Source organism: Halobacteriovorax sp. GFR8, assembly GCF_050955245.1.
Taxonomy (GTDB): Bacteria; Bdellovibrionota; Bacteriovoracia; order Bacteriovoracales; family Bacteriovoracaceae; genus Halobacteriovorax_A.
On the sequence record NZ_JBPBLR010000002.1, the window covers coordinates 242704 to 261237 of the forward strand.

1 protein-coding gene is annotated in these 18534 nt (G+C 38.6%); it reads right to left on the bottom strand.

All coding sequences use genetic code 11. The annotated features are described in order from the left end of the window. Positions 1-283 precede the first annotated feature (283 nt). A complete protein-coding gene (locus ACRXC1_RS01805) occupies positions 284-18373 on the bottom strand; it encodes a LamG-like jellyroll fold domain-containing protein (RefSeq protein WP_433656038.1) in 18090 nt (6029 codons plus the stop codon). Positions 18374-18534 lie beyond the last annotated feature (161 nt).

Genomic DNA, 18534 nt, shown 5'->3' on the forward strand with positions numbered 1-18534 from the left:
AAGACGAATGGACTTGAACCTGCGGTTCAACCTGCACTCATTTCGGGCGCTGACGCTTCCTCATTCGTTTGGCCGACTCAGCTTCAAAATGCTTTGCATTTTGCCGCAGGTCAGTCTTCTGGGCACCATCTTTTTGCTTCCGTACCGGAGGCTTTTTTTTTGCCTTTTTTCTTGTTTAAACCCGAACTTTGTAAAACTAATAATTCGTATTGCTTGCTTTAGGGATTCGATATCCCACTCTGCACGAAAACGTGCCTTAGAGCACCTTTTCTCGCAGGCGGTATTATGGAGCGTAAATGATGTTTACAGGATATGGCCCTTCAACTGTTGAGGCACCATCTCCTAAGTAAATATGAAGAGTATCTGATGTTGCAGGAAGCGCGTTTGTAAAAATTCCTCTCACATCCTCGCTACAATCATCTGATAGAGTTGCTGCAGCTGGTGCAGCTAAAGCAGAGTCTTGAACGATAAACTTAGTGTTACCATTACAATCAGAAAGGGATAGGTATGTATTTTTATTTGCCACAGTATTTGAAATATTTCCAACACTAACTACAGGATTTGTAGGGTTGACAAGATTCGCTATACCCTGCTGGTAGATATACTTAGCTTGTGACTTACTAATTGGCATTTTCCAAATACTCGTATTATCAATTGTTCCAGTAAAGAAGTTTGTTCCGCCTGTTTCAACTCCACCAAAGCGCAGTGGTACAGTTGTTATATTCTTCATGGCCTCTGTTCCGATTTCTTTATACGTTTCTAATTCTCCATTAATATACATGCGAATGATATTATTTCTTCTTGTCACAATGACATTAACCCAAGTTGATGCAGGAATCTGATTAAGTGATGTCATCGTGTCAAATCCTGTCATTGGGTATGTGTCTGCGGCCGTTGAAGTCGCGTGGTAAGCAAAATTAACATACTGATTATTTGTATATAGTCTGAACTCTTGTTCATCAACATCTGCCGCATTCCACTTGTTCAGAATTGTCCCTTCATCATCTGTGTCATCTGTTAAGTTAAACCAAGTTGAAATTGTAAAATCAGTACCAAGATCAATGCTGTTACTATTTGATTCAAATAAGTTTTCATTTGCATAATCGAAGGCTTCTCCAATTTGTGCAGATGGATTATATGTTGCAGAGGTTGGTGTTGTTGAAGCGACATTTGTAAGGTTCACCCCTCCAATTTCTGCTGTTAATACAGGTGCTAGGTAATTTGTTGACTCGAATCCCCAGAAGTAATCTTCAATTGGAGGAGCTTGTACTTGTAATTTATTAATAATAGGCTTCCTCTCTAGGCCTTTTGCATAGAGGTATTCGATATCAAGACTACTTAAAGCTGTTGTCCAGATAGCCGTTTCATCGATACTTCCAATAAGACCTTGGCTAGCATAACCTCTTTCATTAGCTCCAATTCTAAGAGGAAGAGGTGATGCCATCAGATCGCCAGAATCAATAGTGAAAGACCCCACAACTTTCGAGTTGAAGTAGAATGTCACGTTACTTCCAGAACGAGAAACTGCAATATGTCCCCACTGTCCAAATTCAATTTTACCTGATGAACAAATATCTTTGTATGTACTCGTACCCCATTCTCCAATACTATTGATTGTTTGGAAGCGGAAACAAATACGTCCGGTATTATCAATTGATACTCTAAATTTCTTTTCTGCTAACGTTGTATTCCATTGGTCTGCAATAATACTATAGGTAGCCGGTTGAGCTATGTTAATCCAAGATGAAATTGTTAGGTCAGATGTAATTGTAACTAATTGAGAAATATCTTCGAAATAGTCCACTCCAGTTAGGTCTGCTGCTTCACTTTCTACTGTACTACTTACAAGTGCAGGTGCTGTTGAAGAACTAAATAGGCCATCGTTAACTTCATCAATAAGTATATTTTCAGAGATATTCTCAGTATTGAAGTTTAAATATAATTCTGGTTTGGCAATTGCATTTGGTTCGAATGAAAGTGCAAAGTCAGAGCTTGCCGTTACGTTTCCTGCTTCATCTTTAAAGAATACGCTAATTGTATTCGCACCTTCTGTGAGCACTGGAGAACGCATTGCTGACTCAATCGTTGTACAGTTCTTCCAATCTGGATTGATCTTATTTGGAGTAGTTCCTGTTAGATTAATAAGAACACCATCAATATCATTACAAGAATCTAGTGAGAATCTAGCGAAAGGGGAGTTTGTTGGACTTGTTGTCTCTAATGTAATACCAGGGATTGTTGGAGGCGTTAAATCACCTGTCTCATGTGTAATATCATAAGTTGATGTATATGAACTTACTGTTGTACCTGTTTTAAACCATACTTTTATCGTATTTAGCGAGTCAGCTGTTAGTCCCCCTGAGCTGAGTGCTCCTGGAATATCACTACACGCAACCCAGCCTGGAGTCGCATCTGTTGGAGTAGAGTCAAGACTTGATCCAATCCACACATCTGTGAATTCTCCACAGTCTGATAATGTTAGTTCAATTGTTGAGTCATTTGTTGTTGAGCCAACACCATTAAATGTCACAATTGGAACAGTTGTTATCGGTTGATTTGCAAGTCCTTTCTCATATAATTTGTAAATTTGAGTAAAGTTAAGTGCTTTACTCCAAACTGCAAACTCATCAATACTTCCATCGAATCCATGCTCATCATTATGCTGGTATTTTGTTACCCACATTCTCGAGGCCGTTGCTCCCGCTACATGTGGTTCTTGAAGAGTGATAGATGTTGCACTGTTGATTGCATAATGTGTAAATACTTCTGCGCCAAGCTTGATCAGTTTGATATAGCTTGTACTTTCAATCGGTACATTTGTTTGGGTGATAAGTGCCGGCTCAGCAAGAGTAATTTGAGTCTCACTATCAACAGATTGAATTTTTGCAATTTCATTACCAAAAGTAATGTATGATGCTCCATTAAAACCTGCTGTTGTAAAATCAGTTCCGGTACCAGTTAGAATTGTATCACCAGCTGTAATAGATACTGTACCTGTCAGAACGCGTCGTACATATTCATTTGTCGCACCTAAGGTGTGATTTGCATTAAGTGTTAAATTTGTATTGTCTGTAATTGAAGCAATACTGTGTGCTTCACCTGCTATAATAATATTATCACCAACAGAAAGATCCGCGACAAATCGAGTATTTGTTCCTACAACATTTACTTCACCTGCTGTTACAGATACTTGCCCTTGGATGTAATTATAGAAACTGTCTTCGAAATTTGTACCCGTTCCAGTAATAGCTGTTGTGCCAGCTGCAATATCAACTGTACCGACAATTTCTCTTAATCCACTCAGTCCTGTTTCTCCAATTCTAAGAGGATTTGAGAGAGCATTATTCTGAATTGTAGCTCCCTCTGAAATCATTTTTGAACCATACTCGCGTCCGTTTATAAATATCGCAACTTTTCTACCTTCTCGCTTGATAACAAGATGATGCCATGCTGATACATCAATGGAAGATGTTGAAATTGTATGATTTGGAAGAATTGTATTTGAGTTCTTCATAGTCAGATTATATGTACCAGAAGTGCCACTTGAATAAGTGAATCTTAAGAGAAATACTTGCTCTGCAAGTTCTGGACTCCATTGGTCAATAACTACCATTTTGTCATCATCCTCGTGCCAAGTCGAATCAGATATATTTGGCATTTTAAGCCACATAGACATTGTAAATTCAGAGTTAAGATTAATAGGTGATACCGTGTCTGATCTTAAAAATTGTCTTGGCCCAACAGTGTTCTTTCCACCGTCACCAGCTAAAATATCTTCATATCTTGTGAAAGTGAAGGCCTCTCCTTCAATTGAATCAAGACTTCCGGTTGTTACACCATTTATAGCTTCAAGGTTTACATTACTTGTTACACCTGCAAGGTTCGAGCCTGAGTATTGAGCATTATTAAAATTCCAATAATGATCTGGAATAGGAGCTTCTACATAGTTTAGAGGCATGAGATCAACTTGCTCATTGTTATTACCTTTGAAGTATAGATAGCCAATTTGATCATCTGACAATGGTGCATCATAGAAAACAAGTTCATCATAGCTTCCCATTGGGCCACCAAAAGTCATCTGCTCTGCTTTACTAGATAAGTTGAAAGGTGTGGTTCTTGCGGAAGATAATAGTTTTCCGTTGACATAAATATTTAATGTTCTATTTTCTCGCTTCACAACAATATGTGACCACTGCTCTGGAATAAGAGATTGTGGTGTCGTTATAGTCGTAAAAGGAATACTAACCTGAATATTATTCGAGACAGTTCTTTTGATTTCAAGCTGACCTGTTTTTAATAATAGTCCTTCTTGGTCATCGTCATCCGAAAGCCCTGGTTCAATAGGGATATGCCAAAATGAAATTGTGAAGTCGCGAACAAAGTCATATTCAAATGAATATGAACGAGAAATCCAGTCGTGCCATGTGCCACCATCGCTTAGAGCATTTCCTTCAATCGGTGATGATGCCGTTCCCATACCAGAAGTTGTATCGACTACAAGTTTACCGACAATATCTTCAAAACGGTAATCTGAGGGCTGAGCTTCAGGGTTGAAGTTATAATATGCTATTGGCTGAATTAATTCTGGTGGATTATATGTGATATTAAATGTTGTTGATGATGAAATATCACCTTCTTCATCTCTGAAGTAAACAGTAACGCTATTATCACCTCTAGTGAGAAGTTGAGAGATTAGATAGCCCTCGTCTTCTGTACATAGCTGCCAACCTAGATCGTCTTTATTTGGAGCTGGATCAACTGCTGAGTTTATATAAACTGCATTAATTAAAATACCATTGTCTCCAGTACAACCTGGCATCGTAAAAAATGCCCAAGGAGATGATGTTGTTGTTAAATTTTCATGAATTTCAATTCCTGGATCAGTAGGTGGTATGCCGTCTGCAAGTGTTGTTGGTAGAAGGTCAGAACCATATTCATATAGATAATAAACTTCTTGCTCTGTAAGTACAGAACTCCAAATCATGATATCGTCAATGACACCTCTAAAGAATGAGTTACTTTGTGCCGTTTGATGAGATCCTGTATCTGCTCCGATATTCCAGTAACTATAATCATCGTGATAGATTTCTAGTGTTCCACCATCAAATAACTGTGCGTATTTTTCAGCGACTTTAACTCCATCAAGGAAGAGTTCCATCTTCTTACCATTAAATGTTCCAACAATATGGTGAAGTCCTGTATCATAAATATTTGTATCAAGTTCAACAAATAGGTTAGAGCCAGATGATGAGTAATTTTGTGTTTCAGTCGAAATGTAGAATTGTAATTTTCCATTTATAACTCTAAGTCCAACACCTTTTCCTGATGAAGATTCAACGTTTTGAATGTTACCTGCGATATAGCGATAAGAGCCTTCTCCTTTTTCAAGTTCGGCCCATGCGGAAATGGACATCGTATACATTGGGTTTGTGTTTCCATCAGGCTTTACTTTAATAAATTCATCAATACCGTTAAAATCGAATCCTTTCTCGATTACTGAATCTGCACCACTTGTTTCAGTTGATTCTGGTGGTGACGTGGCATCCAGCTCTCCATGTGCTTGTGCAATATTGTCATAAATATATGGATGTGCATAAGCACCTGATGTCGTTGAGTCTAATGACCAGTGTACTTGTGGACGTGGGATATCACTTGCATATGTTTGCATTGTAAGGGATTGAGAGTTAGCTGTTCCTGAAGCAGCAGAGACTTCTCCAGTAAATGATTTTGCCCAAACTCTAGGGGTTATTGTACCTGAAGGTAGCGGGGCACTTAAAATCCCCCCTGAAATTGTATTACAAGGTTGCCAGTTTTCATCATCGTCTGCAGGTTGTACTGTTGAGTCCGAAACGAGGATCATATTTGTATTGGTACAGTCACTCATTGTAAGTCTAACTCTTGAACCAAAAGATTTAAAGCCTGGGTTATAAATTGTGGCCCTTGTATCTGGAGGCGTTATAACAGTTAGGCCAGGGTCAAAATGTCTTGTGTTGGCATTTACAAAGCTTGTATAAAGTTCTGTGATTTGATCATTGTTTAGGGCCTTGTCCCAAATGGCAAGGTCATCCATTGAAAGTTCACCGTAATCTGATATTTGTTCATGCTCATTTGGTTTAGCTCCAATAACAAGAGGAACTTCTTCTGTTGGCTCATATGTTACTTGAAATTTTTCTCCAAGGTCTTTTTCTCTTAATAGGACACCATTGCTATAAAAACGAAGGAAACGGCCATCAAAAGAGTAGATGATATAGGCCCAAGTCGATGGAAATTGATCTCTTGGTATATCGAATACATAATCAGCATTATCAATATTAACCCTAAAATTAAAGTAGTCATCATCTTCAAGACAGCTTGTACTATCACAACTTACATATAATTCGAATCCTCCAGGTAGGGAACCTCTCATACTTAAAACACGGTCTGTATCATCACTTCCATAGTTCCAACCATTTAGATCATGGTCAAGCCAGAAACCTATAGTAAACTCGTCTGTTACCTTTAATCTCGCGTCATAATTAGTTTTAAGATACTTTCTTGATCCATCAGTTGTTATACCTTCTGCCATCTTTGCAGAAGTGTTGATATTTGCTCCAAAACTCGACATATTGATTTGATTCGAAGAATCGTAGTAATTATTGCTGATTCTAGTATTCTTATCAAAAGTCCAATAAGCAATTGGTTGTGGTAGTACAGGGTCTGTGTATTCAACAATAATGCTTTGTGCTGGTGCAATATTACCGCGAGCATCTCGATACCAGAAGTAAACAGAGTGAACACCTGGTGTAAGTGTTGGGGAGCTAATTGTTCCTTCAGCAGTGTTGCAACTCTGCCATCCAGTATCTGTATTTGTTGGTGCTGCTGCTCCATCAATGGTTACATATACACCTGTTATGTCTGTACAGTCATCTATACTATAAAGTGGATTTGGTGTTTTAGATGGCCAATTCGTTCCAAATGTCGAGCCTAGTACGGAGATATTTGGAATTGTCGCTGGTGGTGTCGTATCACTTGGATAAACTTCATCAATATAACGTTTATAGTGATAATAAAGCTGTTCTGATGTTAAGTTTTGATTAAAGACCATAAAGTCATCAATGAATCCAACATGGTTATCATTTGTTGTATTATCACCAATATAGAAACCTGTAATATAGTCGAAATCGACTTTTCGTTTGGCCGTTGTAGACCAATTTCTGATACCAGGATCTTCCGTAGCAACTAAATTCGAGTTTAGATAAAGGTAGAGTTTTTGCCCGTCATATTGAACCGCAATATGATTGTTTCCAGACTTAATTAGATCAAGTGGATAACTTAAAACAATATCATCAGTACTCCTCGAGTAAGTCGTTGGTGAAACGACATTGACACGGAAGTTAAGGTTTCCGTTGGCGATAAATAGCGCAATATCGTCTTTTGAGTTTCTTTTTGTAAAAATATATCTCGTTGCTGTTTCTGCATTATTAATATATGCCCAAGTCGCGATAGTGAAGTTATACCTTGCCTCAAAGTCAAAGCTGTCGTTTACAGTAATAAAGTCGTTTGCTCCATCAAAGTCGTATGCACCACCTTCATTTGTCGAGTTTAAAGTAGGAGAGCCACTTACTGTTGCACCAATTTGAGATGGTGGGTGAATAAGTGTTGTACCTGAAATTGTTCCATCGTTAAAAGATGCGTGATATACAGGTTTGACGAGTTCATAGTCTGCAATAGCTGGAATTGGATCAATTTCCTTTGTTCCTGGCAATGATGAGATAACTCCATATGCATTCTTAGCATAGACATCTACATAAGTTGTACCAGTCGGTAGCTTTTCTGATAGTAGGGCCCCTGGAGAAGTACTACAACGATGCCAGTCCTTACTAGCAGCACTTGGAGTAGGTGCTCCTTGATAAGTAATATATACCCAAGGAGTTTTATCACAATTTAGAAGAGTCATTTTCGCATATGGGCCATATAGACTGTGGAAGTAAATATAGGCATTGTCGACATCTTTTGGTGTTGCAAGAGTATCTATGTGTGGGTTTCCTGAAAGCCCTTTTGTGTATGATGTAGCCACTTCACTTGACGTTAGATCATATCCCCAGATTTGAATTTCATCAGCTCTTTCATTAAGAAAGTTTGTTGTCGGTCGAAGTTGATTAGATTCAGCTCCAACACGGAAGTCCGTGTTGATGTCATATCGCACATAATCCTGTTCTTCAAATTCTCCAGAAGTCGCTTTTTGAACTCCATTAACATAGAGAATAACTTCTTGGTCAGTAAATGTTCCGACAATGTAATTCCATCCAGTAGAAATACCTGACATTGGCGTTGCTAAATTAATTGTTCCTTCAATATCAAGCTCTAGTTTGAATCTTAGTTGTCCACCTGATTGGTAAAGGGCGTAACCTCCACGACTAGTTGTTGAACTGTAGACATGTCTATCGATATACATTTTTGTTGATGTATCTGAATTTGTTAAGTAGAACCAGCCACCAACTGATAGAAAGTTTACTGGTGTTAAGAGAATAGTACTCTTTGTTGTTAAGTAAGACTGACTACCTTGTAAATTGATAGCATCGTTAACTGTACCTGTTGTATGTGTTGCTGTAGGATTACTGTCTGTATCGACATTAACTTCAATCAAGTCATGAACACCAAATTCGACAACATCGACAGAACGTCGATCAATTGATGATGTTTCATCAAGTGGCCAGTATGCATTTGCATAAGGAATTGTAGCCGTTGTCGTTTGATTGACGACAATGTCTGCTGATGTACTTGTTACATTTCCAGCAAGGTCTTTAAACCAAGTTGTAATTGTATGTCCACCATCACTTAAGTCTTCAAGTCCAAATGACCCACGACGTTCTCGACATACTTGCCAACGATCATCTTGTTTGTCTGGTCTTGTTCCCTCATTTACGAGAACACCGGAAATATCATTACAATCTGAAACTGTGAAATATGCTTTTCCTGCATATAATTCAGGTCTCGTATTTTCTAAAGTTAGTGTAGGAACTGATGGCTCTGTGGTATCTGATTCATAAAGAATATCAGCACCATTATGGTAGAGAGAAGATGCCTCTAGTCCTGAGATTGCTGTATCCCAAATAATTACTTCGTCAATTTCACCTTCAAAATAACTATTTTCAATTGGCTCAATATTACATCCAAATGAATAATCCTGATAATATGATTTTCCTCTAGTTGGTTCATCTCCAAGAGATGCTTGTGATCCAACGAACGCACTCAATCCCGCTTCGTAAATAATTGGAGAAGGGGAGGCATTGGAGAATGATTTTACAAAGATACCATCAAAGTAGAGAGAGGCCTTTTGGCCATCGTAAGTACCTACGACAAGGTGCCAACCTGTTTCATAATTTTTTGTTTCAAGATATGGCTCTAGTGTTCCAGCTGCCGTATGTACAGTGAAACGCAGCCCCTTGTCATCAACAGTTTCACCTTCAAGTCTTAGTGACCAACCTTTGCCATTGTAGTCTGTTGAGACAATATGATTGTTATCATTCGTAGAGGACCCTGTTAAATATACCCATGCAGCTACTGAAACTTCTTTTGTTGGTTTCATTTTTGAGTTTTCTGGCGACTTAACTCTCATGATTCTTTCATTACCAAAGAGCATTGACTTATTAAGCACGCCGTTAGTACTTGCTGTCGTAGGATGGATTGTATTGTCGTGCTGTAACGTTCCCGTACAGCTATCATTACCTGGATCACTTAGAACAATTTTATATCCTTCGTTTTTAAGCTTAAGACGACTGATGCGATCAAGGGCCTCGTTGTTTGTTGAGTCATAGTGAGCATCATCAAATGTCCAGTGAACGACTGGCCTCGAGATCGGTTTATCTGTATTTGTTACAATAGGGACATATTCGAATGTTTGAGAGATATTTCCAAATAAGTCTTTCGTCCAAAACTTTGCATAGGCATCAGTAGGATCTAGTTCTTTTGAAAGGGTACCACCTGTTAGCGTATTACATAGCTGCCAGTCTTCATCATTTTTATCTGGTGGAAACTCATTCTTAGTAATAATAATATAATCGAGTCCAGTACAGTCAGTAACAGTGAGGTTCGCACGAGAAACTAGTGAATTATAGTAGATGATATTTAAGTTTACTGGGATCTCTGGTGGAGTGATATCGTAATAAGCCTTGTCGCCTTTAGACTGTCTTTCAAATAGTGTGTTTACAACAGTATCACTTAGCGCCACACGGTAAAATGAAACTTCATCAATACTTCCATCAAAGTAATTTCCTGATGCTCCTGTATCTGCTGTTGGAGCGGCTCCAATTAGAAATGAGTTATTTTGTGCATAATCGATGCTTCCACTACCGGCAACAACAATATTGGCTTCTTCAATTCCATTAATGAATAATCTTATTGCCCCGTTATTCCAAATACCGACAACGTGAGTCCATTGGCCAGCTGTAAGTGATGATGTTGGGTATGTTACAACCTGACTTGAACCAAGTGCCTGGACTTTAAATTCGACAACGCCATTATCAAGTGCAATTTCGTAACCACCATTGTTGTAATTACCAGCGATTACTTTTCTTGTGAGAGGAAAGCTATCCACATTAAACCAGGCTGATAATGACACTTCTGTACTAGGAGCAAATGAAGCATCATAAGGAACTTCAATATAGTCTGCTACTCCATTGAAGGTTATGGCTTCATCAGCGATACCAGATGACTCAATTGACCCATAGTTCTCTCCATGGAAACTACTAACAACATCATATATCGTTGTCCCATCTTTGTTTACAGCGTCTAAGCTGTAGTATGAGTCTGGTATACCAGCATCAGTGTTATAATTATAAGTTATTGTTAGGTCTGTTGATGTCTCAGATATATTACCAGCAGCATCCATAAACCAAACTTTCAAATCATTTGCCCCGATCTCTAACAAGCTCGATTTAACTAGGTTTCCTGATGTTGAACAGGTCTGCCAATTAGCAATACCTTTTGTTGGTTTTGTGTTATCGAGAGCAACATAAACATTCGCGATATCACTACAGTCGGAAACATTTAGTCTTGCTACTGGAATATCAATTGTAAATAGATTATCTCTTGGCGTTACTGGAACTGCTAGAGGAGGGATTGTGTCTTGTCCTGTGAAAAGTTCATAGACAACAGTTGAAGAAAGGGCACTATCCCAAACTAAAACCTCATCAATCTCATTGTCAAAATGAGTTCCAGTAACGGCACCATTATTACATGTAGCACCAGCACCAATTGTAAATGAACCTAGGCATGAGTATGTGATGGCCTCTACTGTTCCATGGTCAACACTAGCAACCTCTTGTCCGTCTAGGTAGAGGATTGAATTCTGCCCATCATAGGTACCAATAATATTATGGAAACCATTGATATAAGAATTGGTGGCTATCGAAACTTCTCTTGAAGAACCACCAGCTTCAACAATAAACTTTAATTCATTTGTACTATCATCAATTTCGACTGAGTACCCATGGCCACTCATTCTATTTCCTGCAATAACTTGTTTTCGGTTATCATTTGCTGTTAAGTCTGCCCAAATTGAAATTGATACTTCATCTTCAACTTGAGATATAGCTGCATGTTTTGTTTCTAAAAATGTGTTACTAGCTTTTACAAAACGATAAGATTCATTTTGAATACCAGCGACAGAAGGAGTCGCTCCATTATTAATTGCATGATATCCTGACCTCATCTCAAAAGCTTGTGAACCTGAGATATGATCATTATCCATTGTGTAGTGGAGAATACTTGGTTTGTGGTAATTAACAGATGTTACTGTTGTATCAACAATGAAGTAGCTGTCTGTTATATTATCAAATTGATCCTTACCCCAAATCTTTAATTCATGTGGACCTTGTATAAGATTTGTATTAATGGCATTACCAATAACATCACGACATAATTGCCACCTTGGAGTATCAACTGTCGGTGGGTGAGTTGTTTCATCAATGTAGATGAATTTATTATCACCACAAGAGTCAATTGTGAGTTTTGTATTTTGTAGGGTCTCTCCATAGAATGTAGCTGATGCAATATCTGCTGGCGTTGTTGTGTTTTGACTAATCTTGTACTTATTAAATGTATCAATATAAATATTTAGAATATCTTGTTCTGATAAGTACTTATTCCAAATTGCAACTTCATCAATCTTTTCATCAAAACCATTTGCGGCTACAGGAGAATCGCTACAGTCAACATTAGACCCGATTGCAAATAAAGTTGGGCAACCATAAACGAGATTGGCCGGTGAACCTAGATCAGTTGTATTTTGTAGTTGTCCATCAACGAAAATATTAATATAGCGTCCATCTGAAGTACCACTTATATGGTGCCATCCTGTTGTATAGCTTGTTGTTGCTACAGAAGCTGTTTGTCCACTTGCATAGAATTCAAGATTACCACTGTCGAGTTTAAAACCATAGCCACCAACACCATCTTCAATATTACCAGCGATGACTTTAGTTGCCGCTTCACTATTTGTTAGATAAACCCAAAGAGACATTGAAACAGCTGTTGCAGGCCTAAGGGTAAGTGTATTCGGTGTTACGAGATAACTATTGGTTCCACTTAGTTGAACTGCCTGATTAATTTGCCCTGTCGCCGTCGAAACATTGCTACTTGACCAGTAGGTTAGGTGACTATCTCCAAATGAATCGATATATCTCTTTTCTTTGTTGTGAATATCATCCATTGTCCAGTAAGCAACTGGTGCTGGATAATTACCTTGTGACGGATTAAAGATAAATGAGACATCGCGAGGAGTATCGTTAATATTACCGGCTGCATCTTTAAACCATGCTGAAATTGTATATGAACCAATCTTATCAACACTATACTCTAGCGCACCTGTGACTTCACTACAATCTTGCCAACCTGATTGATCAGCATCAGGTGCAACATAGGCACTAGGGTATTCTGATGGTTTCAGATATATTTGATCAACATCTGTACAATCCACAACGGTCATATTAACTGGTGCTGTTGCCACTTCAGGTGCACCTTCAACGATTATTTCAGGCCTTGGTGGAGGAGTTGTGTCACCATTTGCTTGTACTTCAATTTGTTGTGTAAGACTATTAGTTGATACATTTCCACTCTCATCTTTAAACCAAGCGTAGAGGTCATAAACACCATCTGGTACAAGTGACTTTGACTTTAAAGCTTCAGTGTCAGTAGAACATGCTAGCCAATCTGTACTGTCCGCAGCAGGTGCTGTAGCGCTTGTGGTAATAATCATTTCTGATATATTATCGTTTGGTGACTCTTTTGTTAGCGCAGCATTTGTTGCTCCCACTTCATGTGGGAATACTAACTCTAAGGCTGTATCTGTCGTAATCGCAGCAACCTTAATAATTTCTCCACCAATATTGATATAATCACCAACGCTAATTTCTGTTGTAAATAAAGTTCCACTTCCCACTACTTCGATCGAATCTGCTGATATTGTCGCTGTTCCAGTCATTGCAATAGGAGGGTTAGGTTGACATGTATTTAGAGTGAATAATGCTCTCGAAGCACTGTCTAAGAGAATTGGAGGAGAGCTTGCATCTCCATTTTCTAAACTCATAGCAAGCGGAACAGCTGCTCCATCACCAATAAGAACAGGAGGAGGAGTTGTATCATTAGCAGTATAACGAACTGTAATCGTTTCATGCCAAGGATCGAGTACATATCCGTCACTTCCAAAATAAAACCATACATCAATTTGATGGACACCTTCACTTGGTAGAGTTGGAGAAGTGTTAGCATTCATCGCTGTTGTACAGTCTTGTCCAGATCCCGTGAAGTCTGTATTAAGAGGTGCTGATTCGAATAATGAATGAATATTCGTAATAACTTTTGTCACACCGTCGCATGAATCAATTGTAATGGCCGGATCAGGTGTGTCGAGATCATTTCCTGCTGCAATATAAGCGCTAGGAGGAACAAAATTAACTGTGATTTGAATATAATCATCAAGAACTGTTCCACCAGCACCAGTTCCATCTTTAAACCAAAAGTTTAAACTCTGCTCACCTTCACTTGTCAGTGTGTGAGAGATTGCTCCTGTTGCAGTTGAACAAGCTTGCCATGTTCCATCTGTTGCTAGTGGTTGAGTTCCCTGGTTTATTAAAACTTCATCTGTGCCAGTACAATTTTCTAATGTAAAAGATAGTTGAGGACGATTGATAACAGGTGATTCTTCCCAATTAATAGTTGGCTCATAGCGAACAGGGAGATCAATAGCATTTAAGGAAATATCGCCGTCATAATCTAAGTATACCTTTAGGGTGTGATCTCCTGGAGTTAGTATATAAGACTTAAGGGCACCTGTTACTGTTGAACATGGTTGCCAGTCTGTGTCGGAACTTAGTGGTTGGCCGTCGACATCTTTAAAGATAACTCTCGTAATACCAGCTTCTGCGCAATAATCGATTGAAACATCTGCAATATTAGTATTGATTGTTGGCCCGTTCTCAACTGTTAATTGTGGAGGGTTGAAGAATACTTGATGTGCAATAAATGAAGGTTGAACATTCTCCGCTACATCTTTAATCCAGAACTGTAGATTATTTGCTCCAACCTCAAAGTCATTATATGTCATTGAGTAGTTAACCGTATCACAAGTTTGCCATCCACTATCTGTTGCAAGAGGAGGAGATCCTGCACCTTTTGTGATCTTAACTTCTGTTACATCATTACAATCAGTTAAGTTAAAAAGCCCTAGAGGTTGACCAGTTACAACTGTACCGACAACTTGTCTCGTTCCAATTGTTGGAGGAGTTGTATCAACTTCGATAGAGTCCGTTGAACATGCTGATAATGTCGTATTCCCAGCACTGTCGTAGGCAAGAACTTTTGCATAATAAATATTATCTGTGAGTCCATCAATTGTCGTGGCGTCTGAATTTATTCCACTTGCCGTAGGTGTATGAATAATTTCATTTAGTGTACAAGCAGAGTCAGTGTAAGTGTAAATTTGATGGTCAATAACACTGTTTAGATCAGTAAAAGCTGTCCATGTAACAGCAATGTCGTTACCATCATTATCATAGATATCGGTGAATTGAAGGTCTGCTGTTGCATCTGTTGGAGGAGTTAAGTCAATTGTAATAGTATCAGTTGAGCATGCCGATTCTGTTGAGTTTCCTGCAAGGTCATAAGCAATTACTTTTGCATAGTAAACACCATCTGTTAGTCCATCGACAATTGTATTGTTGGCTACTGTTGTATCACCAGTTAGACCGTGATCAGCTTCAGCTACGCTACAGGCACTATCAGTGTATGTAAGAATTCGATAATCACTTAGGTAAGTATCAGTAAAACCTGTCCAGCTGATATCGAGATTGTTTCCCGTATTATTATAGTCATTTGTAAATTGAATAGCTGCTGTATTATCTGTTGGAGCTGTTAGGTCAATAATGATTGAATCCGTCGAGCATGCTGATTCAGTTGAAAATCCCATAAGATCATGGGCCTTTACTTTCGCGTAATATGTTCCTTCACCAAGTCCCGTAATTAGAGTCGAGCTATTAGTTGTTGAATCCGTTAGGCCATGATTAACTTGACCAAGGCTACATGCTGAGTCTGTATATGTGTAGATCTCGTGATCACTTAAAGTTAAGTCATCAAAGGCAGTCCATGAAATTGCAATATTATTACCTGTGTTTTCATGAGAAAGGGCAAATTGAATGTCTGCTGGACCTACTATCGGAGCCGTCGAATCAATTATAATTGAATCAGTCGAACAAGGTGATTCAGAAGTGTTACCAGCACTGTCTTGTGCTCTAACTTTTGCATAGTAGGTACCATCTGCAAGTCCATCAATTGTCACTGCATCGGAAGTGGTATTGCTTCCAATATATGGATGGGATGTTTCTCCCGTGGAACAGGTTGAATTTGTATAAGTTAAAATTTGATAATCAACTATACCATTTAAGTCAGTTGCAGCGGTCCATGTTGCGGCGATATCATTTCCATCGATATCACGATCATCTGTGAATTGAAAATTAGCTAATGAAGTGTCAGGTGCTGTCGTATCAATTGTAATTGTATCAGTTGAACAAGCTGATGTTGTTTCATTCCCTGCAAGATCGATGGCCGTAACTTTAATATAGTAAACACCATCTGCTAGTCCATCAATGATGGCACCATCAGAATTTGTCGCACTTCCTGTAAGTCCATGGTCGTCTTGATTCAAGCTACATGCTCCATCTGTATAAGTATAAATCCTATGGTCACTTAAATTAGTATCATCAAACGCTGTCCATGAGACATTAACGTTGTCGCCTGAGTTATTATATGCATTTGTGAATTGGATATCTGCTGTGTTATCTGTTGGAGCAGTTAGGTCAATGACAATTGCATCGCTTGAGCATGCTGATAAGGTCGAGAGTCCCATCTGATCATGGGCCCTAACTTGTCCATAGTAAGTACCATCTGTTAGTCCTGATATTATACTTGATGCTGCTGTTGTAGAGCCTGTTAGGCCATGATCAATTACACCGGTACTACAAGAACTATCTGTGTAAGTGTAGAGTTGATATTCTTTTAGCGTTAGATCAGAGAAGTCTCCCCATGTAACGGCAATATTATTTCCTGTATTCTCATATGCTAGAGTAAATTGTAGATCTGTAGTTCCTTCTGTTGGTGCAGTTGTATCAACATATGTAAACGAAGTTGAACAGGCTGACTTCGTGCTATTTGCTCCTGGATCAAAGGCTTCGACAATTGCCCAGTACTGTCCATCAGGTACGCTTGTAATGATTGTTGAGTTTGCATTAGTACCATTCGTCGTAAATCCATGATCGGTTTCACCATTGGTACAGCTACTATCAGTGTAAGTGTAGAGTTTGTGATTGACGACACCATCCGGATCGCTAAATGCAGTCCACGTAACAGAAACATTATTTCCATCAGCTTCGTAAAGATCAGCAAATTGTAGATTAGCTCCATTATCAATCGGTGAGTCCTTATCGACGCGGATAGTATCAGTTGAACAAGCAGAAGTTGTTTCACTTCCAATTCCATCAATTGCTGTAACTGTTGCCCAGTAGTTACCAGTATTTAATCCATCCACGACACCAGAATCAGTGTTAGTAGTACTATTGGTTAGAAATGTTCCTACCGAAGTACTACATGTAGAATCACTAAAGATTTCAATGCGGTGATTTGTAAGTGTTAAGTCATTAAATGCCACCCATGAGATTGAGATATCATCACCATCAGCATCAAGAGCGTCATTGAATTGAAGATCTGCACCATTATCAACTGGAGGTGTTGCATCGACAAAAACACTATCAAGTGAACAGGCTGAGGAACCTTCAAGGCCAACATGATCAATTGCAATAACTTTTGCCCAGTACTGTCCATCAACAACACCATCAATATTTGTGTTGTCAGTGATGGCCGCACTAGAAGTTGTATAGCTATTATATAGGTTTGTAGGATCACAGATGCTATCTGTATAGAGTTCAATTCGATGGCTTACTACTTGCTGATCAGTAAAGAGTGACCATTGAACAGGTAAGTTATCACCAACAATTTCAACATCATTATCAAAGAGAAACCCTGTTCCCGTATTATCTTGAGGAGCAGTATTATCATAAGTAATAGCAATAGTTGAACTTGCGCTTGAAACGTGACTAAGTGGAGTTACACTGTCTGCATCAATATCTTCTGTCTTTGTCCATAGGTGATAAGTATGTGTTCCTTCAGAAGGGAAGTTATTTTGAAGATAACCACTTGCTAGGGCGGTTTCACAATCTATCCATCCTGCATCACCTGGAGCAGGTTGAGTGCCTGTTGTATTAGCAAGTACATATTTTGTTTGAGTTGGTGATTCAAAATAAACAGCATCGCCAGTACATAAGTTAATAGAGCAACTATTAAGGTTCAGAGTTGTTGGTTGATCCTTTGTTAAGACTCCAAGGCTTGAGGTAATTGTTGGAATTGATGGATCAGTATCTAAGTTAATAGAGAAATTAGAACCATCAACGCCGAGTTCTTTTTCAAAAGTATTACCTGCTTCATCTCTTGCAATGATCTTAAAAGCCGGAGCTGGATGATTCTTATTAGGAACACAGAAATTTATTTCTTCACTTGAACCAGCAACAGTTGTTAATTCGACATAGTCTGTATTGTTGAAGTCTGGAGTATAGAGAATCTTCGCATTAGCAACGCCTGAGTTATCATCGGTAATAGTGTAGTTGAGCGTAAAGTTGTTATTACCATTCATTGTCCCAGGAGTTGTGACAAAGGTAATTTCTGGTGGAATTTCATCATATTCAGTTATGGAATTAATATCGATACGGCCCTTCAGAGGGTCGCTACAACCGGCGAGGAGAATTACCGTCAGGAGTGAATATTGTTTAAGTTGATTAAGTATAATCAAAGTCTCCAGGTGTTTTCAGGTGTTTGGGGACACGTGAACTCAATACGCTTAGTTTATATTGTGTTCATTTTTTATATAAGTGGAAAATATTTACCAACTTATCTTATTTAAATAGAGATAGATGAGCTTTTGGTTAGTTACAACTTCCTAGGTAGATATTG